Here is a 20,813-nt window from a genome sequence, read left to right as displayed (position 1 = left end):
TCTGCCTGTGCGCATGCTGGTGTTGTGGTGCCCGGACTGGCCCGCGGTCGCCGCCGCGGCCGTCGCGGGCGAACCCGTCGGCCGCCCCGCCGCGGTCTTCTCGGCGAACCGGGTGGTCGCCTGCACCGCGGTGGCCAGGGGATACGGCGTCCGCCGCGGGATGCGGCGGCGCGAGGCCCAGTCCTGCTGCCCGGATCTGGCGGTCTTCGGCGAGGACGACGGTCGTGACGCCCGGCTCTTCGAGTCCGTCGCACGGGCCGTGGAGGAGCTGGCCGTCGGTGTCGAGGTGGTCCGCCCGGGGATCGTCGCCGTCCCGGTCGACGGCGCGGCCGGCTACTTCGGCGGTGAGCACGGCCTTCTCGAAAGACTCGTGGACGAGGTGTCCGTGGCGGCGGGAGTAGAAAGTCAGGTCGGCGTCGCCGACGGCCTGTTCGCCGCGACGCTCGCCGCCCGCCGGTCGACGCTGGTCGAACCCGGTGGGACGGCGGAATTCCTGGCGCCGTTGCCCATCCGCGAGCTCGATCAGCCCGAAGCGGGCCGCGCCGAGCTGGTCACCTTGCTCAAGCAGCTCGGCCTGCACACGCTGGGCGCCTTCGCGGCGCTCGACGAAAGCGACGTTTCCGCGCGCTTCGGGGCGGAGGGTGTGCTCGCGCACCGGCTGGCGCGAGGACGGTCCGAACGTCCGCCGTCGCGTCGGCGGCCACCACCGGAACTCTCCCTGGCGAAGGCGTTCGACCCGCCGATCGACCGGGTGGACGCCGCCGCGTTCGTGGCGAAAGGACTCGGCGAACGCTTCCACGCCGGGCTCGCCGCGCACGGGCTGGCCTGCACCCGGCTCGGCATCTATGCCACCACCGAGACCGGCGAGCAGCTCGGCCGGGTGTGGCGCTGCGCCGAACCGCTGACTCCGCTCGGTGTCGCGGACAGGGTGCGCTGGCAGTTCGAAGGCTGGCTGAAAGCCAAGGACCGCCCCAACTCCGGAGTCGTGCGGTTGCGGCTGGAGCCGGAGGAGACGGTCGAAGGGCGGTCGCTGCAGCTCGGCTTGTGGCAGGCGGGCGCGACGGGTGTGCTGCGTCCGTCCACAGAGGACGAAGGGCTGTCCGGTGAGCGTGCCGGCCGCGCCTTGGTGCGGGTGCAGGGGTTGCTCGGTCCGGAGAGCGTCTTCACCGCGGTGCTCGACGGCGGTCGCGACCCCGCCGAGCGGGTCCGGCTGGTGCCGTGGGGCGACAGGCGGGAGAAGTCGGCGCAGGCGGACGCGAACTGGGCGGGGCGGCTCCCGTCGCCCTCCCCGGCGACGGTGTTCGCCCGCCCGGTGCCCGCTCAGGTGCTGGACGAGAACGGGCGCGCCGTGGAGATCACCGCGCGGCGCCGGGTCACCGCCGCGCCGTTCCTCGTGAGTTTCGAGGGTGGTGAGCCGCGCGAGGTGATCGCCTGGGCCGGGCCGTGGTTCGTCGGTGTCCGAGCCGGGGCGGGGCACGCCCGGTCGGGGACCCGGATGCGGTTGCAGGTGCTGCTGGCCGACGGGCAGGACGCCGAAGAGGCGGTGCTGCTGCGCTTCGAGCACCACAAGAATCCGATGTGGACACTGGAAGGGAAGTACGACTGACCATGGACGAGGAGTACACGCGGCTGGTGCGACGCTGGCTGGAGGAACCGGCCATCCCGGTGCAGCGTGCCGAGCTGGACACCGCCTGGGCGGCGTGCGTCCCGCGCGCGGAAGTGTTCGTTCCCGCGCCGAGAAGTTCGACCGAGAACCGGTGACCCATGGGCTGGAACAACCCTCCGCGGCCGTGGAAGGACCTCGCCCGTGAGCTCGCGGGCGAGGTGCCGCCCGGCGACGGCGGTGACAGTCCCGCCTGGAGTGCGAAGCGGCAGGGGTATCGGCCGCCCGCGGATCTGACCGGGCTGATCGGTGAAGACGACGGCGCCACCGCGCGCCGGGTGCCGTACGCCGAACTGCACTGCCATTCGAACTTCAGTTTCCTCGACGGGGCGAGCCATCCCGAGGAATTGGTGGAGGAGGCGGCACGGCTGGGTCTGGACGCGATCGCGCTCACCGATCACGACGGCATGTACGGCGTGGTGCGCTTCGCTGAAGCGGCGAGGGAGCTGGGCGTGCACACCGTCTTCGGCACTGAACTCAGTTTCGGTCTTTCCGGGCCGCAGAACGGCTTCGCCGATCCCGAGGGCGAGCACCTGCTCCTACTGGCGAAGCAACAGGACGGGTACCTGAGCCTGAACCGGGCGATCACCGCCGGCCAGTTGTCCGGCTTCGACCGCGAAACGCTGTCGCCCAAGGAAAGGGCGGAGAAGGGCAGGCCGGTCTACGACCTGCGCGCGGTCGCCGAAGAGGTGCGCGGGAAGTGCGTGGTGCTCACCGGTTGCCGCAAGGGCGCGGTACGCAAGGCGCTCGTCACCGAGGGCCCCGCCGCGGCCGTCGTGAGACTGAAGGAACTCATCGACTGCTTCGGCCGGGAGAACGTCTACGTCGAGCTCATCGACCACAGCCTTCCCTTGGACAGCACGCACAACGACCTGCTGAGCGAAATGGCCGACGAGTTCGGCCTGCCGACGGTGGCGACCACGGCCGCGCATTACGCCCGGCCGGAGCGGGCCCCGCTCGCCGACGCGCTCAGCGCCATCCGCGCGCGGCGAGGCCTGGAGGACATGGAGGGCTGGCTGCCCGCCGCGGGAACGGCGTTCCTGCGGTCGGGGGAGGAGATGGCCGAGATCTTCGAGCGGTACCCGGGCGCGGTGCAGCGGGCGGCGCTGCTCGGCCGGGAGTGCGCGTTCGAACTCCACCACATCGAGCCGAAGCTGCCGCCGTTCGACGTACCGGAGGGGTACACCGAAGCGTCCTATCTCCGCGAACTCACCTACGCGGGAGCGAAGGAGCACGAAAAGAACAAGGACGAGGAATACCGCGAAAAAGCCAAGAAGCTGATCGACCACGAGCTGGACGTCATCGAAGAACTGGGCTTCCCCGGCTACTTCCTGATCGTCTGGGACATCGTGAACTTCTGCCGGACCAACCACATCCTCTGCCAGGGCCGGGGATCTGCCGCGAACTCGGCGGTCTGTTACGCGCTCGGCATCACCAAGGTCGACGCCGTGCGCTACGGCCTGCTCTTCGAACGGTTCCTCGCCCCGGATCGCGACGGTTATCCGGACATCGATCTCGACATCGAATCCGACCGTCGTGAGGAGGCGATCCAGTACGTCTACGGGAAATACGGGCGGCTGAACACCGCGCAGGTGGCGAACGTCATCACCTACCGGGCCCGGTCCGCGGTCCGGGACGCGGCACGGGCGCTGGGGTACTCGCCCGGCCAGCAGGACGCGTGGAGCAAGCAGATCGACCGCTGGGGAGCGTTGCGGGCCACGGAAAAGGACCACGATCACGACATTCCGGAAGAGGTCGTGGAGCTGGCCTGCGCACTCGAAGACTTCCCTCGGCATCTGGGTATCCATTCCGGCGGGATGGTGATCTGCCGTCAGCCGGTGAGCGAGGTCGTCCCGATCGAATGGGCCCGCATGGAGAATCGCAGTGTCGTGCAGTGGGAGAAGGACGACTGCGCCGCCGCGGGGCTGGTCAAATTCGATCTGCTCGGCCTCGGAATGTTGTCGGCCCTGCACTATATGATCGACCTGGTTCGTGACCACAAAGGGGAAGAGGTCGACATCTCCGAATTGGATCTCAAGGATCAGAACATCTACGAAATGCTCTGCCGGGCCGACGCGATCGGTGTCTTCCAGGTGGAGAGCCGTGCGCAGCTGGCCACGCTGCCCCGCTTGCGTCCCAAGAAGTTCTACGATCTGGCGGTCGAGGTCGCGCTCATCCGGCCCGGGCCGATCCAGGGTGGTTCGGTGCATCCCTACATCCGGCGCAAGAACGGCCAGGAGAAATGGGATTTCGACCATCCGAAACTGGCCAACGCGCTGGGAAAGACCCTCGGTGTCCCGCTGTTCCAGGAACAGATGATGCAGATCGCCCTCGATATCGCCGATTTCACGCCGGCGGAGGCGGATCAGTTACGGCACGCCATGGGGGCGAAACGGTCCGAACAGAAAATGGAGCGGCTCAAACGCCGCTTCCTCGAAGGCGCCGCGAAGAACGACGTCGATGGCGAGCTCGCCGAGAAGATCTTCGGCAAGCTCAAGGCGTTCGCGAATTTCGGTTTCCCGGAGAGCCACGCGCTGAGTTTCGCCCTGCTGGTGTTCGCGAGCGCGTACTTCAAGTACTACCACCCGGACGCGTTCCTGGCGGGTTTGCTGCGCGCGCAGCCGATGGGGTTCTACTCGCCGCAGTCGCTGGTGGCCGACGCGCGGCGGCACGGGGTGCGGGTGCTCGGCCCGGACATCAACGCGAGTCTTCCGCACGCGACGCTGGAACCCTTGCCGGAAGGGGGAGAACTGCTCGCCGTGCGGGGTGGCCTGTCCACCGTGCGGATGATCGGTGAGAACCTGGCGAAGAAGATCGTCGAGGAGCGGGAACGCGACGGCCCGTTCGCGGATCTGTCCGAGGTCGCCCGGCGGGTACGGCTGACCAGGCCGCAGGTCGAGGCGCTGGCCGCGGCCGGTGCCTTCGGTTGTTTCGGCGAGAGCAGGCGAAGCGCGCTCTGGGCGGCGGGCGCGGTCGCCGACGAAAGCCCGGAGAAACTGCCGGGTCTCATCACCGGGGCCAAGGCGCCGATGTTGCCGGGGATGGACGAAATCGACATCGCGGCCGCGGACGTCTGGGCCACCGGGGTGTCGCCGGACAGCTTCCCGACCCAGTTCGTCCGGGAGCACCTCGACGAACTCGGCGTCGTCACGGCGGCGGGCCTGCGCGAGATCCCGCACGGCGCGCAGGTGCTGACCGGCGGCGCGGTGACCCATCGCCAGCGGCCGGCGACCGCGGGCGGGGTCACCTTCATGAACCTCGAAGACGAGACGGGGATGATCAACATCATCTGCACGATGGGGGTGTGGCAGCGCTATCACCGGGTCGCCCGCGGCAGTCCCGCGCTGCTGGTCCGGGGCGTGGTCGAGCGCACCGGCGAGGTGGTGAACGTCCTCGCCGAACAGATCCGGCACCTGCCGCTGCGGATCACCGCCAAGTCCCGTGACTTCCGCTGAGCCCTCTTGACGATCATCAGGGGACCGTGCTGAAGTGTTTCCAGCGTCGCAGTGCACCCGGCAAAGAGACCGTCGCGGGCATGGAGGCGCCGGACCATGGGAAATCATGGAAACCCCTTCTCGGACGAACGGCCGTTTGACGGCGTTCGGAAATCAACTCGTTCAGGTTCACAACTGGCTGCGTAAAGAGCTGGCCGCGCTGCACGACGACCTCGGCTCGGTCGCGGCGGGGCGCGCCGAGCGGCTGCGCGATCTCCGGGCTCATTGCCTCACTTTCTGCTCGGCGCTGACCAGGCATCACACCGGCGAGGACGGCGGCGCCTTTCTCGTGCTGGCGGAGAAATTCCCCGAATTGCGGCCGTCGCTCGAAGAGCTCGCGCACGATCACGAGGTCATGACCGGGATCATCGAACGGCTCGAAGAGCTGGTCGCCGGTGTCGGCCCCGGGTCGAGTCAGGCCGAGATCCTGCACGTCCAACGGGAGCTGGACGGGCTCACGGCGATCATGGAGACGCATTTCCGGTACGAGGAGAAGCGGATCGTCGAGGTGCTCAACTCGCTGGACATGCCGGAATGGCAGGAGTCGAAGCCGCCTTTCCTGCTGAAGACGCATTAGGACACGATCTGTCCTATACGGGCTCTAGCGTTCTTCTCATCGCACACGACGACCGAGGAGAACCCCGATGACCAACCCGATCCCCGACGGCTACCACACGGTCACCCCGTGGATCATCTCGCGCGACACCGCGAGCGTGATCGACTTCTTGAAGCGGGTCTTCGACGCCGAGCCGCTGGGCGACCCGGTGTACGTCGAAGGCGGGAAGATCGGGCACGCGGAGGTCCGGATCGGCGACTCGGTCGTCATGCTGTTCGACTCGCGTGACAACTGGGTCGACACCCCGGCGTATCTGCGGCTCTACGTCGAGGACAGCGTGGAGACGCAGCGCCGGGCCATCGAGGCGGGCGCCGAAGAGGTGACGAGGCAGACCGAACTCTTCTTCGGCGACCGCGTCGGCCGGGTCCGCGACCCGTTCGGCAACCTGTGGTGGATCCAGACCAGGCTGGCCGACCTCGACTATCCGGAGATGGAGCGCCGGATGAACGACCCGAAGTTCATCGAGGCCATGCGCTACGTCTCCGGCACGGAGATCATCCCGAGCCGCTGAAGTCGGTAGGGTGGCGATAGCGACGCGGAGGTGAGCCGGTGGATCGCCACCCACTCCGGGGCAACCCCGGGGAGTACGAAGACAGCGAGACAAGGCGCCCCGCGCGAGCGCGGCATGCTTCGCGTGCGAGTCCGCGCGGATGACAGGAGAAAGAGTCACCTCCGCGTCGCTCCTCGACCCCCTGCCGCCGGTCTGGCGATTTCAGGTGGCCCGCTGGGCGACCTTCGACGAATGCGCGGCCGGTCTGGACCTGACATCCGGCGAACTCTCATGGTTCGCCGACGCGAAGGGCTGGAACAGGCGTGCGGCCGAGCCGATCCGGCACTACACCTACCGCTGGATCCCGACCGCTTCGGGCGGCGTGCGGCTCATCGAGCGGCCGAAGCCGCGGATCGCCGAACTGCAACGCCGGATCGTGCGGCACGTCGTCGACGCGCTGCCGGTGCACGAGGCCGCGCATGGCTTCCGGCGCGGCCGGTCGCCGATGTCGTGCGCGGCACCGCATGCCGGCCGGGAGACCGTGGTCCGGATGGATCTCGAAGGGTTCTTCCCGACGGTGTCCGCGCGCCGGATCTCGGCGTTGCTCGCCCTCGCCGGCTATCCGTCCGTCGTGGCGGAGGCGCTGGCGGGTGTGCTCACCACGGCCGTTCCGCCGGATGTCCTCGCCACCGTGCCCGACGGCCGGCGGGATCCGGCGCGCGTGCGGTTGCTGAGCAACCTGGCGGCCACGCATCTTCCGCAGGGCGCGCCGTCCTCGCCCGCGGTCGCGAACGCGGTCACACACCAGTTGGACCGGCGGATCGACGGCCTCGCCCGGGCGCTGGGCGCGGTCTACACGCGGTACGCCGACGATCTGGCGTTCTCCGGGGATTCCCTGCCGCTGCACCGGTTGCTCCCCGGAGTTCGGCGGATCGTGACCGACGAGGGTTTCCGGCTCCGGGACGACAAGACGTCGATCGCCGCCGCGCACCAGCGGCAACGGGTCGCGGGACTGGTGGTCAACAGCGCGCCCGCCGCGACGCGCGCCGATTACGACGCCCTGCGCGCATTGCTCCACAACTGCGCCCGCACCGGCCCGGAGGAACAGAACCGGGCCGGCCACCCGGACTTCCGCGCCCATCTGCTCGGCCGGATCGGCTGGATCGCCGCGTCTTCGGAGCGCCGGGCGGCGAAGCTGCGCGACTTGTTCGGCGGCATCATCTGGTCGTGAGCGGATATGCGATCCTGGACGGGTGATCGAGACCGCGGAGGATTTCCGAGAAGCCGTTCTTTCCGAGCAATGGTGGGAAAAACGCAGTTTCGTCGGCTGTGATTTCACCGAAGCCGACCTGCGCGGGCTGCGTACCCAGGGCTGCACCTTCGACCAGTGCGACTTCACCAAGGCCGACTTCGAAGGCTCGCGCCACGAGGCGTCCGCGTTCCGCTCGTGCACCTTCGACCGCAGTGTGCTGGCGAAAACGCGGTGGAGCTCCTGCTCGATGCTGGGATCGTCCTTTGTGGACTGCCGGTTCCAGAAGGTCGCCTTCACCGAATGCGACCTTTCGCTGGTCTCGCTCAGCAAGGCACGTTTGTCCAAAGTGGACTTCGGTGGCCTGCGGCTCCGTGAGGCGAACCTGCTCGAAGCCGACCTGACCGGCGCCGACCTGCGCGGCGCGGACCTCACCGGCGCCCGGCTGGCGGGCGCGAAGCTCGAAGGCGCGGACCTGCGCGGCGCGCGGCTCGACGCCAACGGCCTGGTGCAGGCGAACCTCTCCGGTGTCCACGTGGACACCGAAACCGCGATCGCCTACGCCGCCGCACACGGCCTCGTCATCCGCTGACCCCGCGTGCGATGAAGGGGCCTTTCCTCGCAAGTTTCGCGAGGAAAGGCCCCTTCATCGCAGAACGGACTAGTCGATCGGCGGTTCGCCCGGATCCAGCTCGATGAGGTCGCCCTCGGCGAGCAGTTCCTCGATGGACGCCGGCAGCAGGTACGCGGACCCGCCACCCGGCTGGTTGAACCACGGGATCGCGACTCCGGCGAGGGCTTCGAGCGGACGCTGCACGCGATAAACGTGGTACGGCCGGTTCACCCACTCCGGCACGAGCGAGCGCTCCTCGAACGGCGTCCCGGCCGCGTACGTCAGGTTGCCGTTCGGGCCGCCGAAGCGGTCCAGCTCGCTGCCTGCGGGCAGCTCACGCAGCTCCTTGCCGCGGAACAGTGTCAGCGGCGGCTCACCGTTGAGCGGCGAGATCGGCCAGTTCTGCTTGGCGTCGGGCGCCCCGGCGGCGTTCGCCGCGGCCGGCGGGCGGGCCGGTTCCTCGCGCCGCATCGGCGGTGGCGGAGGCGGCGTCACCGGTGGCTCGCGCCGCGGCGGCGCGGGCGGCGGGCTCGCCGACACCGGGCTCGCCGGCACCGGGTTCGGCCGCGCGGGGGGCGCGGGCGGGACCGGCGCGGGTTCGTCGTCCACATCGTCCCCGAGCAGCTCTTCGGCCGTCGTGAACGCGGTCTGTTCCTGTGCCGGGATCGACTCCCGCGGCGGCACCGGATGCGAACCGGTGGCGATCTCGGGGGACAGTGTCGCCAGCACGGGCGGCGCCGGAGCGGGCTCGTCGGCGGGTTCCTCCGCGACGGCGGGCTGTTCCGAGGGAGGCGGAGCGCCGTTCGGGTTCAGCAGGACCTTGCCGAGCATGAACGCGGCCGCGTCCTCGGCGTCGCCGAACACCGCCGGATTGGTCAGCTTCCCGTCGTACCAGCCGACCCGCCAGCCGCCACCATCGACCGGCTCGACACTCCAGCCGTGCTCGGCGGGCGAACCGATGCGGTAGACGTCGCCGGGCACGTCGAGTTCGTCGAACTTCGCCTGCAACTCGTTCAGCACCGGCTCGGGGTGCTCGGCGCGGCGCGGTCCGGGCTCGGGGCGGGCCATGGGGGCAGGCGGCGGGACGTCGACCTGCGTGACCTCGGTGTCCGACGGCGGCGGAGCCACGTTCGGCTCCGCGTCGTGCGTGAGGAGAGGCAGCTCGGGACCGGCGTCGGCCTGCTCGACCGGCGTATAGCCGGTGGTCGTCTCCTCTTCGGGGGGCGCGTACGGCTGGTCTTCCTCCTGCCGGGCGTACGCGTCCTGCTCCTCCTCGAGCGGTGGCTGCTCGTAGGCGTCGGGCTGTGGGACCCGCGCGTACGTGGTGGCCTCCGGGTCGGCCCGAGGTTCCGGCTCGGGCTCGGTGCCCTGCCGCTCCTCGTCGGTGAAGACGTCCTGTTCGGACTCGTGGAACCGCGCCTCGTCGTGTGCGTACGGGTCTTCGTAGCCGTCTTCGTATTGCTGCTCGGCGGCGGCTTCGTGGAAGTCCTGCGCCTGGTAATCCCGGGTGTCGTAGTCGTCTTCGTACCGCTGGGCCTGCTCGGCCTGGTCCGGGACGCCTGTGTCGGAGGAGGGGACGGCCGCCGCCGCGGCGACCGGTGCGGCGGCCGCGGCGGCCATCGCGGCCTGGTCCGGACCCTGCGGGTGCGGCGGCTGGGCGAGCGCCTGGCTCGGACCGGGGCCCGCGGGACCACCTGGTCCGGCCTGACCGGGCGCGGCCTGCTGCTGAGGCGGCTGCGGCGGACCCTGCGGAGGCGGGCCCGCGGGCGAGCCGTTGTTGGGCCCACCAGGCCCACCAGGCCCGCCCGGGCCACCCGGGCCGTTGGGACGCTGCTGCGGAGGCTGATTCCCCCGGGTGAGGTACCCCGCCGCGGCCTGCAGCGTCGGAGGGTCGACCTCGGGCAGCGTGAAGTCGTTCTGCCGGACGTGCTCGATCAGGTCGAGCTCCGGCGAGACGCCGTACTGGCGCAGATAGAAGTTCACGGCGGCGGGCCAGATCCACTGCCCATCACTGTGGAAGGCGACCGGGACGGTGGCCTCGGGGGTCTGCGCGAGCCGGTCGATGTCGTAGCCGCGATCGGTGACCACCAGCGGCGCGTGGTCGAGGTACTCGAGCAGCCTGTCCTGCTCCTCGATCTCCAGGTCGGGCCGGTTGATCACCGGACGCCCGGCCGGGCCGATGGTGTCGAAGATGCGGGCGATGCGGAAATGCGGTCCGGGCTGCTCGGGGCCGAGGCCGGACATGCGCCGGATCAGCCATTCGGGCACGTTCTCCTCGGAGCGGGGGAACATGCGCAGCTCGTCGGAGAGCGCCTGCGGAGGCGGCGCGAGACGCCACTGCGGCTCGTCGCGGTTGTATTCGAGGTTGTAGCTGGACGGGTGGTCGAGCTGGTAACGGGCGTTGAACCAGGTGCCGCGGCCGTCGCGATACATCCCGGCACGGAGCCTGCCGAACAGCGTCGCGATGTCGTGCGTCGCGATCCATTCGTGCGAGGTGCCGTCCTCGGTGATGATCTCGCCGGTCATCTCGTGGTACCTGCCGACGGCTCGGTACTCGGCGGTCACCTTCCGCCAATCACGCGGAGCGGCCCGCAGCAGGGCGAGGCCGATCTGTTTGACCAGGGTGTCCTGCTCGGTCGCGTTCAACTGAGTCGTCGGTTGTGCCACGGTCACATTTTGACCGTATCCGCGCTCGTGTGCACCCCGCATGTGGGTTTTGCCGCTATTGACCGCCCCGAAGACGCCCTGACCTGGTCCCAGGTCACTCACCCGGGATACTGGCGGAGTGACTCGAATCGCCCACGCGACTCTGAAGGACGAGGACTGATGGCGGTGGCCGGACAACGGCGTGACCGTGGGGCACTGCTCCATCACCTGCCGTTCCTGCTGGTGATGCTGGTGGTGGCGGTCGCCGCCCTGCGGATCGGCCAGTACCACTGGCGGCAGGGGGCCGCGTTGATCGGCGGCGCGTTGCTGCTCGCCGGCCTGCTCCGGGCGGTACTGCCCGAGGCGAAGGCCGGGCTGCTGGCGATCCGGGGCAAACCGGTCGACGTCCTGACCTACGGCGCGCTTTCCGTCTTGATCCTGTTCATCGCCTTCACGATCACCGGCGGACCACTGTCGTGATGTACCTGAAGGCCCCCCGCGAGGTAGGGGCCTTCAGGTACTTGACTCAGGAAGCCATGGCGGGGGCGAGCCGGGCTTCGCGGCGGTCCAGGCCGCCGGACACCACGGCCAGCGAGAGTCCCAGCACGGCCAGTGACGCGCCGACCCAGTTGGGCGCGACCAGGCCGAGGCCGCCCGCGATCACCAGGCCGCCGAGGTAAGCGCCGATGGAGTTCGCGATGTTGAACGCCGACTGCACGGCGGCGGAGACCAGCGACGGCGTCCCGCCCGCCTTCTCCATGATCCTGGCCTGCATCATCGGGCCGATCATGAAGCCGGCGAGGCCGACGAAGAAGATCGTCACCGCCGCGCCGACCTTGCCGTTCGCGGTGAAGGTGAAGATCGCCAGCACCGAAGCGAGCCCGATCAGCGAGACGTAGAGGCTCGGCATCAGCGCCTTGTCGGCGAGCCTGCCGCCGAGGTAGTTGCCGATCGTCATGCCGACTCCGGCCAGGGAGAGCAGCAGCGTGACGTGGGACGGCGAGTAGCCGGTGACGTCGGTCAGCATCGGCGCGATGTAGGACAGGCAGGCGAACACGCCGCCGAGGCCGAAGGTGACGATCGCGAGCGCGAGCCACACCTGCGGGCGGCGGAAGGCGCCGAGTTCGCCGCGCAGCGACGGATCGACCGGTTTGCCCTGGTGGGGGACCAGTTTCGCGATCGCGGCCATGGCGAGCAGGCCGATCACGGCGACGACGCCGAAGGTCGCGCGCCAGCCGACCTTCTGGCCGAGCAGCGTGCCCAGCGGGACGCCGACGACGTTGGCCAGGGTCAGGCCCATGAACATCATCGAGACGGCCTTCGCGCGTTCGCCCGGTTTGGCCAGGCTGGACGCGACGACGGCGCCGGCGCCGAAGAACGCGCCGTGCGGCAGGCCGGCGAGGAAGCGGAAGGCGACGCCGAACTCCTGGTTCGGCGAAAGTGCGAAGAGGGCGTTGCCCAGCGTGAACAGCCCCATCATCGCCAGCAGCATCGTCTTGCGCGGCAGGCGGACGGCGGCGGCGGTGAGCAGCGGGGCGCCGACCACGACGCCCAGGGCGTAGCCGGAGATGAGGTAGCCGGCGGACGGGATCGACACGCCGAAGTCCGCGGCGGCTTCGGGCAGGACGCCCATCATGACGAATTCGGTGGTCCCGATGCCGAAGGCACCGATGGCGAGCGCGAGCAGCGCGACGGGCACGGCTCTCCTTCCGGGGTCGTACTTGGGTAAACGATTACTCACCCCAGCGTCGCGGATGGGGAGCTGAATCGATTTAGGTCTCGGACGCAAAAGAGGACAGCGCGTGCGGCTCCGCTGTCCTGCGTCCAGTTCAACCGACGGAGGGGGTCTTTGTCATCCCGGTTTCGGGTGAGGCTGCCCACCCTCAGCGGCGGGCGGCGAGCACCCCCTGGAGCAGGCCGGGGAAGAGTTCGTCGAGATCCTTGCGGCGCAAGGAGTTGTAGCGGGCGGTGCCCTGCTGGCGGCCCATGATGATGCCCGCTTCGCGCAGCGTGCGCAGGTGATGGGTGAGTGTGGACTTGGTCACGGCGACGTCGAATCCGCTGCACGAGATCTCGGTGCCGGGCTCGGCCAGCTGGCGGACCATGTCGAGCCGGACCGGGTCCGCGAGCGCGGCGAGGACCGCCTCGATCCGGATCTCGTCCTGATCGGGATAGACGTACTGCTGCGTCGCGGCCATCCGTCCATAGTACGACGCCCCTCGAACTTCCGGTGAGTTCGTAGTACGGTCTCCATCGAACTACGACAACCATCGAACAACGACCCCCCATGTCGCCTTTAGCGGGCTAATCGCGATCCGGCGCCGACCTGCGTTTCGCGGGCTAATCGCGATCGGTGGGGTCTGGAGCTGGGGAGTCATGACTTTCGCACCACCCAGGACCGCGGTGCTGGCGCTCGGTACCTTCGCGGTCGGCACCAGCGGTTACGTCGTCGCCGGGCTGCTGCCCGCGCTGACCGGCGAGCTCGCGGTCTCCGAGACGGCCGCCGCCCAGCTGGTCACCGCCTTCGCCATCGCGTACGCGGTCGGCTCACCGCTGTTCGCCGCGGTCACCGGCCGCTGGGAGCGGCGCACGCTCCTGGTCGCCGCCCTCGTCGTCACCGCCATCGGCAACGCCCTCGCCGCCCTCGCGCCCGGCTACGTGACCCTGCTCCTCGCCCGGGTCGTCACCGCGATCGGAGCGGCGGTCTTCACCCCGGCCGCGAGCGCCGTCGCCGCCGAGCTCACTTCGCCGGAACGCCGGGGCCGCGCGGTCGCGCTCGTCTTCGGCGGGCTCACCGTCGCGACGATCCTGGGCGTCCCGCTCGGCAGCGTCCTGTCGCAGAGCGTCGGCTACCAGGCCGTTTTCGCACTCGTCGCCGCCTTCTCGCTCCTCGGTGCCTTCGCGGTCCGGCTGGTCCTGCCCGCCGTCCCGGCGCCGCCTCCCGTCCGGCTGGCCGAACGGTTCACCGTCGCCAAGGATCCGCGCGTCCTCGCCATGCTCGGCGCGACCGTGCTCGGCTGCCTCGCCGCGTTCTCCGTCTACACCTTCATCTCGCCGGTCCTGTCCGCCACCGCGGGCGTCCACGGCACGATGGTCAGCCTCCTGCTGTTCGTCTACGGCGCGGGCGGCGCGCTCGGCAACGTCCTCGGCGGCCGCGCGGCCGACCGCTGGGGCGCCAGGGGGCCGCTGCTGGTCGTGTTCGGCGGGATCACCGTGGTGCTCGCGCTGCTGCCGCTGGTGGCGACCACCGTCGCGGGTGCGGCGATCGTCCTCTTCCTGTGGGGCCTGGCCACCTGGTCGGTCAATCCGCCGATCCAGCACCGGCTGATCGAGCTGTCCAAGCAGAACGCCGGGCTCGTCCTCTCGCTCAACGCGTCCGCGATCTATCTCGGCGTCGGCCTCTCCGGCCTGGTCGGGGGAGCGGTGCTGAACGGTGGCGGGCCGCTCCTGCTGCCCGAGGTCGCGGCGGTGCTGACCGCGCTCGGCGCGGCCGTGGTCGTGGCAGGCTGGCGGAACCGCGTGAAGCGGCCCGCATTGGCCGAATGACGTCTATTCGGCGCGCGACTGGACTTCGCAGTCGGGGCCCGGGAACACCAGCCCTTCGTGTCCGTCCGCGAACCGGACGAGATACGGCGGGGCACCGTGTTCGCCGCGTACCTCGAGGATCTCGCCGCGTTGTCCGGCCGAGCCCACCGTGCGTCCGTGCACGTGGATCTCGTCTCCGACGGTCGCCTGCATGAGAATCACCTCCGACGCTTCAAGGTTAGGAGCGTCGGGGTGAGCTCGCTACAGTGTCCTCATGATCCTCGAAATCCTTGGAGGCGCGACGCCTCACGTCCGGTGAGCCCGTCGATCCGGGTCCGCACGCCCTCCGAGCTGCGTGCGGCCAGAAGAAGGAAAGCCCATTCCTGTTGGGGGCATCTCGTCGCCGCGCCGCTGTGGCCCTTGCACGGAGCGAATCTCGGCACTCTTCTGCGAACCTGTGACGCGGTGGGTGCCTGCCTCGCCGTGCCGCGGTTTCCGTGGGTGCCCGAGGCGCTGCGCCGGGGGAACACGTTGCGCCGTCCGGCTTGTGTGCACTGGGTGCACGATCCGCCGGGCTGGTTGAAGCGGGAAAAGGCGGCGGGCACGGCGATCGTCGGCGTCGAACTCGCCGACGAGGCCGTGCGTCTCGCCGACCTTCCTGCCGCACTAGGGCGGACGATCGCCGTACTCGGCCATGAGCAGCAGGGCATTCCGCCGGATGCGCTCGACCTTCTCGACACCGTCGTCGAAATCCCCATGGTGGGTACCGGCGCGAGTCTCAACGTCGCCGTCGCCGGCAGCCTCGTCTTGTACAAATTGGCGGGCTTGCTGTGACCGTCGCCGATAAGCTGCCCGGATGACCGACGTACTCGACAAAGTCGCCGGGAAAAGCGGCGAACTGGTGCTCCGCCGGGCAGGGGACGACTTCGAGGTCATCGCCAACGGCGTCTTCCTGATGGACACCCGGAACGGTGAATCCGAACGGTTGCTCGTATCGGTGGCGGCGGATCTGGTGCCGGGCAAGGCGCGGATGCTGATCGGCGGTCTCGGCGTCGGCTATTCGCTGCGCGCCGCGCTGGACCATCCCGGCGTCGGCGAGGTCGTGGTCGTCGAGCGCGAGCCCGCCGTCATCGGCTGGAATCGCCAGGGTCCGCTCAGGGACGTCCACGACGACGCCCTGTCCGACGAACGGGTCACCGTCGTCGAGGCCGATCTGGTGAAGTGGCTGCGCCGGACGGAAGAACGGTTCGACGCGCTGTGCCTCGACATCGACAACGGTCCTGAATGGACGGTCAGCGACGGGAACGCGAAGCTGTACCGGGACGAAGGCCTCGACATGCTCGCCGCACGGCTGCGGCCCGGCGGCGTGCTCGGGGTGTGGAGCGCCGAGTCGGTGCCGTCGTTCGCGAAGCGGCTCCGGGCCCGCTTCGGTGAGGTGCGGGAGCTGAAGATCCCGGTGCCGCAGGGAGAACCGGACGTGCTGTGGTTCGCGCGGGTGTAGCGGACGCCGTGCGGGTCAACGCCCGCTGGCGCGACACGGTGTGCCGGACGGGCACCTTCACCGCCCGCGTCTGGAAGTCGGCCCGCCGGACACCGCCGTTGTATCCGGACGCGATGACCCTGACCCCGGACGCGACGACCGACGAAGTCCTGGACGGGATCGACACTTCGCCGGGCTGCGCGGTGAAGGACAGGTTCGCCTGCCTTGATCTTTCGCAGGCGGGGTTCCAGGTGCTCTTCGAGGCCACCTGGATCACTCGTACGGCGCAAGTGCCACTCGAACCAGGCTGGTCCCGGGTCGCCGGCCCCTTCGACGACCCGTCCGTCGCCGTGTGGTCGAGCGGTGCCGCCGGAGTGACGGCCAACCGGGACGGCGGCTTCGCCGGACTGTCCAATTTGTACACTCAAGGCGACTTGGACGACGCCTGGCGCGGCGCGACCTCGGCCGTCGCGGCGAGCTTCCCCGGCTTGCCGATCACCGGCTACGAGCGCGGCGAGGATCTCGACGCCGCCCTTCGCAATGGCTACACGGCTCTGGGGCCGCTGCGGGTGTGGCTGAAATGATCGCCGCATGGAGATCACGACCTGGCACCTCGAGCAGACCTCACCGGACGACCTGAGCGCGGCGAAACCGCCGTCCGTTCCGGTGACGGTCACCCGCGCCGAGCTGGTCAGCCCGGAACTGAACCGCTACCTCTACACCGCCGTCGGCGGCGACTGGTTCTGGATCGACAGGCTCGGCTGGACGTGGGCGCAGTGGGTCGAGTGGCTGGACAGGCCGGGCGTCGAGACCTGGGTGGCGTACGCGCAGGGGACGCCGTGTGGCTACTTCGAACTCGACGGCACTGTCGACGGCGAAGTGGAACTCGCGTACTTCGGCCTGATGTCGTCCTTCGTCGGCAAAGGCTTCGGCGGGCACCTGCTGACCGTCGCGCTGCGGGAGGCGTGGACGCTCGCGGAGCGCTGGCCGGGCAAGACGGCGACGCGCCGCGTCACGGTCCACACCTGCACCACGGACGGCCCCGCCGCGCTCAAGAACTACCAGGCCCGTGGGTTCCGGCTGTTCCGCACCGAGGTCGAGCAGGCCGAATTGCCCGCCGAGACGCCGGGGCCGTGGCCGGGAGCCGGGAAGAAGTAGCTACTTCGCAGGCGCCTTGGCGGCGGCCTTCGCCGCCTTCTTGAACGCGCGTACCTCGCCGAGGGTCTTCTCGTTGGTGACGTCGGCGATCGAGCGCCGCGAGCCGCGGTCGCCGTACGCGCCCGCGGCCGCGCGCCAGCCCTTGGGCTGCACGCCGAGCTGCTTGCCGAGCAAGGCGAGGAAGATCGCGGCCTTCTGGTCGCCGTAGCCGGGCAGCGCCTTGAGGCGTTTGAGGACTTCGGCGCCGTCCGGCTTGGGGCGTCCGGAGGTCCAGATCCGAGAGGCGTCTCCCTCGTAGACCTCGACGACGTGCTGCGCGAGATCCTTCACCCGGCGGGCCATCGAGGCGCCGTAGCGGTGGATCGCGGGCGGGATCACGCACAGCTCGACGAAGGCTTCGGTGTCCATCGCGTGGATCTTCCCGATGTCGAACCCGTCCATCCGGTCCGCGATCTTCTGCGGGCCGCGGAACGCGTGTTCCATCGGGAACTGCTGGTCGAGGAGCATCCCGACGAGCAGCGCGAACGGGTCTTCGGTGAGCAGCCGGTCCGCTTCCTCGTCCCCGACCAGGTGCAATGCGCGCGTCATGCGCCCAGGATCTCACGACCGGGCCGATCCGCGCGTCTTCATCCTTGTGGGTCGACCAGCAGGTCCGCGGCCGCCGTGGTGATGGCGGCCGAGACCGCCGCCAGCGCGGGGGAGTCGAGTTTCCACTGCTGCCAGAACAGCGGTACGTCGATCGGGTGGTCGGGGTCGAGGCAGACGAAACTGCCGTCGCGCAGCCGGTCGCCGATCTGCGCGAGCGGCACCATGCCCCAGCCCATCCCGGCCGCGACGGCGTCGAAGAACCCTTCGGACGACGGGACGTAGTGCCGCAGCCGGCTCGCGATCGTGCCGCGCTCGCGGGCGAAGCGGTCTTGCAGGTCGTCGCGGCGGTCGAAGACGACGACGGGTGCTTCGGCGAGGTCGAGGTCCGTGCCGAGCGCCGGGCTCACGACGGCGAGGTAGCGCATGTGCCCGAGCCGGTGCACCGAACATCCCGCGACCGGATCGGGTGACGACGTCACGGCGGCCATCACCAGGCCCTCCCGCAGCAGGGTCGTGGTGTGGTCCTGGTCCTCGCGATGCAGTTCGAAGCAGATCTTCTGCTCGGGCGGCACCCTCGTGAGGGCGGGCAGGAACCAGGTCGCCAGCGAATCGGCGTTCACCGCGATCGTCAGCCGGACCGGCTCGTCACCGGTGGTCAGGCCGAGTTCGGCCCGGGTGTCCGCCTCCAGCAGCGCCATCTGACGACCGAACCGCACCACCGCCTGCCCGGATTCGGTCAGGCGCACCGGTTTCGTGCGGATCAGCAGGACCCGGCCGGTGCGCTGTTCGAGCGCCTTGACGCGCTGGCTGATCGCCGACGGGGTCACGCGCAGTGCCGACGCCGCCGCGTCGAACGTGCCTTCGTCGGCGACCACCAGCAGCGTCCGGACCAGGTCGAGGGGCAGATCTGTCATCACGAACGCTAATCTTACGTAAGAATCTTTAGCTGTACTGTTGACGAGCGGCTTCCTAGTGTTGGTCGTATGGGAGACGTTCTGTTCAGCGCGGTCGCCGGGTTCGGCGCCACCATGGCCCTCATCGTCGCGATCGGCGCGCAGAACGCCTTCGTGCTGCGCCAGGGCATCCGGCGCGAAGCCGTGCTCGTCGTGGTGCTGATCTGCATCTTCTCCGACGCCATCCTGGTCAGCCTCGGCGTCGGCGGGGTCGGCGCGCTGGTCGGGACGTCACCCGAAGCGCTGACCATCGTCGCGCTGGTCGGCGGCGCCTTCCTGCTTTGCTACGGCGCCCTCGCCGCCCGGCGCGCGTTCAAGCCGTCGAAGCTGGAGACCGGCGGCCCGGAAACCGGCGGATCGTTGCGCCGCATCGTGCTGACCACGCTGGCGATCACCTGGCTGAATCCGCACGTCTATCTCGACACCCTCCTTCTGCTCGGCGCCATCGCGGCCGGACACGGCAGCGACCGGTGGGCGTTCGGCGTGGGCGCCGTGTCGGCCAGCGTGCTCTGGTTCCTCGCGCTCGGATTCGGCGCGCGGCTGCTCAGCGGGTTCTTCCGCAAGCCGTCGTCGTGGCGGGTGCTGGACGGTCTGGTCGCCGCGACGATGATCGGCCTTGGCGTGGCGCTGGTGGCCGGCGCCTGATCACGGCAAGCGGGCCAGCGTTTCGGCGGTGAGTACCAGATCGGCCGCGGCCGCCGAATCGCGGATGGTCGCGGGCCTCGTCGAGCCGGGGATCGCGATCATCGACGGCGATTTCGCGAGGAGCCAGGCCAGGCACACCCGTTGCGGGCTGACGCCGAGTTCTTCGGCCACGGCAAGGAATTCCCCGTCGATGCCGCGAAGCGGGCCCCATGGCAGGTAGGCGAGACCGAGTTCGGTGCACAGGGCCAGTTCCGGCTCGTGCGCGAGCTGAGCGGGCGCGTGCTCGTTCTGCACCGAAACCAGGATCTCACCGAGGATGTCGCGCGCTTCGAGGATCTGCGCGCGGGAGACGTTGGAGATCCCGGCGAGGCGGATCTTGCCTTCGTCGGCCAGTTCCTTGATCGCACCGACGGACTCCGCCCACGGAACGTTCTCGTCGGGCTTGTGCAGCTGGTAGAGCCCGATGGCGTCGACGCCGAGCCGTTTCAGCGAGCCCTCGCAGGCATTCCTGAGGTGCGCGGGAGTTCCGGTGACGGTCCACGAACCGTCACCGGGACGGCCGCGACCGCCCTTGGTCGCGACGAGCACCGCGTCCGCTCCACTGTGGACGGAGAGTGCTTCGGCGATCAGCTCCTCGTTGTGCCCGATTTCGCCCGCGTGCCAGTGGTAGGAGTCGGCCGTGTCGATCAGCGTGACACCGGCGTCGAGCGCGGCGTGGATGGTGGCGATCGCGCGGTCCCGATCCGGACGGCCCTCGATCGACAGCGGCATCGCGCCCAGCCCGATCGCGCTCACTTCGATGTCTCCGATAGTGCGGTAACGCATGGGGGTCATGCCCTTCTGGCGTCTTCGATGGCTTCGCCGAGCCAAGCGGTGGTGGAGGAGAAGGAGAAGCCGAGGCCGGCCGCGCGAGAGGTGTCCAGAACGGCGTATCGGTCGAAGGAGAACGGCGAGGCGTCTCGCTCGACGATCCGGAACCGGGGCCTCGTACTGATGGCGGCGGCGAGATCGAGCACCGACAGTTCGCCGTGCGAACCCGCGTTGACCGGGCCGGTGAAGTCCGCGCGCGTGGCCCAGGCCAGGAAGTTCGCGATCTCCCTCGCGTGGATGAACGTCGACGGGCGCGGTTCCGCGTGGATGTCCACGGCGTCCCCCGCGTCCAGTCGTTCGACGTAATGGCGCAGCCGCCCGGTGAAATCCTCGCCGCCGAGGACGTGCGCGACGCGCACCGAAGCGAACGGCGTGTCTCCCGCCGCGAAGACCGTCTCGGCCTGGCGCTTGCCTTCGCCGTAGTCGTACGACGCCGCCCCGAGGTCGACCGGCACGGGGGAGACCAGCGATTCGGTTATCGGCGTCTCCGCCCGCACCTGGTCGTAGACCTCGATCGTGGACGTCATGACGTAGCGCTCCGTGCGGAGCACACGGCGCGCGATCTCCGCCTGGACCGGCGTGTAGCAGATCTGGTCGAGAACGACGTCGAAGGAACGGGAACCCAGTGCGGCCTTCAGGCCGGCTTCGTCGTCGCGATCGGCGATCAGGTGTGCGACGCCGCCGGGAGCAGGCGCGGATCCGCGGTTGAGGACGGTGACGTCCGCGCCGGCGTCACGCAGCCGCTCGACCACCCCGCGGCCGAAGTACCGGCTTCCGCCGAGAACGAGCACTTTCTTCATGTCCACCAGTGTTACGGTGGCGA

Annotated in this window: 22 protein-coding genes; 14 read left to right on the top strand and 8 right to left on the bottom strand. The window is 69.6% G+C overall.

The window, feature by feature from the left end:
• Window positions 1-13: 13 nt before the first annotated feature.
• The 7 genes from BLW75_RS19810 (at window position 14) to BLW75_RS19785 (ending at window position 8,104) form a co-directional block, all read left to right on the top strand.
• Complete coding sequence (locus tag BLW75_RS19810; RefSeq protein ID WP_034305029.1) at window positions 14-1,606, top strand: DNA polymerase Y family protein; 1,593 nt, start codon at window positions 14-16, stop codon at window positions 1,604-1,606.
• Between the two features lie 2 nt (window positions 1,607-1,608).
• Window positions 1,609-1,761 carry a hypothetical protein gene (locus BLW75_RS42860; protein WP_167373507.1) on the top strand — a complete coding sequence of 51 codons (153 nt, stop codon included), beginning with the start codon at window positions 1,609-1,611 and terminating at the stop codon, window positions 1,759-1,761.
• A gap of 3 nt (window positions 1,762-1,764) precedes the next feature.
• Entirely contained in the window at window positions 1,765-5,118 is a 3,354-nt protein-coding gene (locus BLW75_RS19805) for an error-prone DNA polymerase (RefSeq protein ID WP_034304499.1), read from the top strand.
• A gap of 106 nt (window positions 5,119-5,224) precedes the next feature.
• Complete coding sequence (locus BLW75_RS19800; protein WP_034304502.1) at window positions 5,225-5,734, top strand: hemerythrin domain-containing protein; 510 nt, start codon at window positions 5,225-5,227, stop codon at window positions 5,732-5,734.
• A 67-nt stretch (window positions 5,735-5,801) separates the two neighbouring features.
• Window positions 5,802-6,284 carry a VOC family protein gene (locus BLW75_RS19795; RefSeq protein ID WP_034304504.1) on the top strand — a complete coding sequence of 161 codons (483 nt, stop codon included), beginning with the start codon at window positions 5,802-5,804 and terminating at the stop codon, window positions 6,282-6,284.
• 139 nt (window positions 6,285-6,423) lie between these two features.
• Window positions 6,424-7,494: a reverse transcriptase family protein gene (locus tag BLW75_RS19790; protein ID WP_034304507.1), complete on the top strand. Its 1,071-nt coding sequence runs from the start codon at window positions 6,424-6,426 to the stop codon at window positions 7,492-7,494.
• Window positions 7,495-7,516: 22 nt separating this feature from the next.
• Window positions 7,517-8,104, top strand: a complete 588-nt coding sequence (locus BLW75_RS19785; RefSeq protein ID WP_034304509.1) for a pentapeptide repeat-containing protein — start codon at window positions 7,517-7,519, stop codon at window positions 8,102-8,104.
• 69 nt (window positions 8,105-8,173) lie between these two features.
• On the opposite strand, the gene BLW75_RS19780 is transcribed toward BLW75_RS19785, so the two are convergent.
• Entirely contained in the window at window positions 8,174-10,834 is a 2,661-nt protein-coding gene (locus BLW75_RS19780; RefSeq protein WP_395766718.1) for a TNT domain-containing protein, read from the bottom strand.
• Between the two features lie 117 nt (window positions 10,835-10,951).
• Here BLW75_RS19780 and BLW75_RS19775 point away from each other — a divergent pair, with 117 nt between their 5' ends.
• A complete protein-coding gene (locus BLW75_RS19775; protein WP_034304513.1) occupies window positions 10,952-11,251 on the top strand; it encodes a DUF3017 domain-containing protein in 300 nt (99 codons plus the stop codon).
• A 46-nt stretch (window positions 11,252-11,297) separates the two neighbouring features.
• On the opposite strand, the gene BLW75_RS19770 is transcribed toward BLW75_RS19775, so the two are convergent.
• Window positions 11,298-12,470, bottom strand: coding sequence for an MFS transporter (locus BLW75_RS19770; protein WP_034304516.1), 1,173 nt, complete (start codon window positions 12,468-12,470; stop codon window positions 11,298-11,300).
• 184 nt (window positions 12,471-12,654) lie between these two features.
• Window positions 12,655-12,969: an ArsR/SmtB family transcription factor gene (locus BLW75_RS19765; RefSeq protein WP_034304518.1), complete on the bottom strand. Its 315-nt coding sequence runs from the start codon at window positions 12,967-12,969 to the stop codon at window positions 12,655-12,657.
• A 178-nt stretch (window positions 12,970-13,147) separates the two neighbouring features.
• Between BLW75_RS19765 and BLW75_RS19760 the strand changes: the two genes are divergently transcribed.
• Window positions 13,148-14,317 (top strand): MFS transporter, encoded by a 1,170-nt coding sequence (locus tag BLW75_RS19760; RefSeq protein ID WP_034304520.1) that lies wholly within the window; start codon window positions 13,148-13,150, stop codon window positions 14,315-14,317.
• A gap of 3 nt (window positions 14,318-14,320) precedes the next feature.
• On the opposite strand, the gene BLW75_RS19755 is transcribed toward BLW75_RS19760, so the two are convergent.
• On the bottom strand, window positions 14,321-14,509 hold the full coding sequence (locus BLW75_RS19755) for a DUF1918 domain-containing protein (RefSeq protein WP_034304523.1): 189 nt from the start codon (window positions 14,507-14,509) through the stop codon (window positions 14,321-14,323).
• A 207-nt stretch (window positions 14,510-14,716) separates the two neighbouring features.
• Between BLW75_RS19755 and BLW75_RS19750 the strand changes: the two genes are divergently transcribed.
• Genes BLW75_RS19750 through BLW75_RS19735 form a run of 4 tightly spaced genes read left to right on the top strand, consistent with a single transcriptional unit; the run spans window position 14,717 to window position 16,934 of the window.
• On the top strand, window positions 14,717-15,130 hold the full coding sequence (locus BLW75_RS19750) for a TrmH family RNA methyltransferase (protein ID WP_277814934.1): 414 nt from the start codon (window positions 14,717-14,719) through the stop codon (window positions 15,128-15,130).
• 22 nt (window positions 15,131-15,152) lie between these two features.
• Window positions 15,153-15,797 (top strand): spermine/spermidine synthase domain-containing protein, encoded by a 645-nt coding sequence (locus tag BLW75_RS19745; protein WP_034304526.1) that lies wholly within the window; start codon window positions 15,153-15,155, stop codon window positions 15,795-15,797.
• A complete protein-coding gene (locus BLW75_RS19740; protein ID WP_034304529.1) occupies window positions 15,779-16,360 on the top strand; it encodes a hypothetical protein in 582 nt (193 codons plus the stop codon). Before BLW75_RS19745 ends, BLW75_RS19740 begins: the two co-directional genes overlap by 19 nt.
• 7 nt (window positions 16,361-16,367) lie before the next feature.
• Window positions 16,368-16,934 (top strand): GNAT family N-acetyltransferase, encoded by a 567-nt coding sequence (locus tag BLW75_RS19735; RefSeq protein ID WP_034304532.1) that lies wholly within the window; start codon window positions 16,368-16,370, stop codon window positions 16,932-16,934.
• On the opposite strand, the gene BLW75_RS19730 is transcribed toward BLW75_RS19735, so the two are convergent.
• Entirely contained in the window at window positions 16,935-17,522 is a 588-nt protein-coding gene (locus tag BLW75_RS19730; protein WP_034304534.1) for an HhH-GPD-type base excision DNA repair protein, read from the bottom strand.
• 38 nt (window positions 17,523-17,560) lie between these two features.
• Window positions 17,561-18,439, bottom strand: a complete 879-nt coding sequence (locus BLW75_RS19725; RefSeq protein WP_034304536.1) for a LysR family transcriptional regulator ArgP — start codon at window positions 18,437-18,439, stop codon at window positions 17,561-17,563.
• Window positions 18,440-18,505: 66 nt separating this feature from the next.
• Between BLW75_RS19725 and BLW75_RS19720 the strand changes: the two genes are divergently transcribed.
• A complete protein-coding gene (locus tag BLW75_RS19720) occupies window positions 18,506-19,120 on the top strand; it encodes a LysE/ArgO family amino acid transporter (protein ID WP_034304540.1) in 615 nt (204 codons plus the stop codon).
• Here BLW75_RS19720 and BLW75_RS19715 read toward each other — a convergent pair whose 3' ends face one another.
• Both BLW75_RS19715 and BLW75_RS19710 read right to left on the bottom strand, forming a co-directional pair.
• Window positions 19,121-19,945 (bottom strand): aldo/keto reductase, encoded by an 825-nt coding sequence (locus BLW75_RS19715; RefSeq protein ID WP_034304542.1) that lies wholly within the window; start codon window positions 19,943-19,945, stop codon window positions 19,121-19,123.
• A 5-nt stretch (window positions 19,946-19,950) separates the two neighbouring features.
• Window positions 19,951-20,790: an NAD-dependent epimerase/dehydratase family protein gene (locus BLW75_RS19710; protein WP_034305033.1), complete on the bottom strand. Its 840-nt coding sequence runs from the start codon at window positions 20,788-20,790 to the stop codon at window positions 19,951-19,953.
• Between the last annotated feature and the right edge of the window lie 23 nt (window positions 20,791-20,813).

The organism is Amycolatopsis lurida (assembly GCF_900105055.1).
Taxonomy (GTDB): Bacteria; Actinomycetota; Actinomycetes; order Mycobacteriales; family Pseudonocardiaceae; genus Amycolatopsis; species Amycolatopsis lurida.
Note: the sequence above shows the minus strand (reverse complement) of the source record. Positions and strands in the feature narration are given on the sequence as shown.